Raw genomic sequence first — 402 nt, 5'->3', positions numbered from 1 at the left:
CATTTGACCTTATTTAAGTTTAAGAAAATCCATGATTTACTTGCCTTTGATTTCAATCCTGTTCCTTGTTGGACCAGCACTTGCAGCGATCGCCATAACACGATCGCTGACCACCCGTGGACATTTAGTTTTGTTGGGCGTGTGTATCCTCTACGGAATTTTTCCATTCCTGGTCACTTGGGGGGGGATGGGTTTAGCTGAACGCTTTGGTTGTTCAGCGGAAGCAGTTCGCTTTATTTGTCCGTCCTCATCTTGGCTTGGAGGAGTCATTTCGGGGATGTTCATGGCTCACTGGCTGGCGATTTTTGCGATTCCATCAGCTATTTTGGGTGCGATCGGACTCCTGATTTCTTTGATTCTCAAGGTCAAGCGATCGAATGCCAATACTCCCGTCATGCCAAG

The 402-nt window shown here is 47.0% G+C and carries 1 pseudogene; it reads left to right on the top strand.

Features of this window, described 5'->3' with window-relative positions:
• Window positions 1–31 precede the first annotated feature (31 nt).
• Window positions 32–402 (top strand): annotated as a pseudogene (locus tag ABF638_RS38345) (PspC domain-containing protein); the annotation flags it as partial.

Origin of the sequence: Nostoc sp. CALU 1950, from assembly GCF_051172895.1 — a bacterium.
GTDB lineage: Bacteria > Cyanobacteriota > Cyanobacteriia > Cyanobacteriales > Nostocaceae > Nostoc > Nostoc edaphicum_A.
Note: the sequence above shows the minus strand (reverse complement) of the source record. Positions and strands in the feature narration are given on the sequence as shown.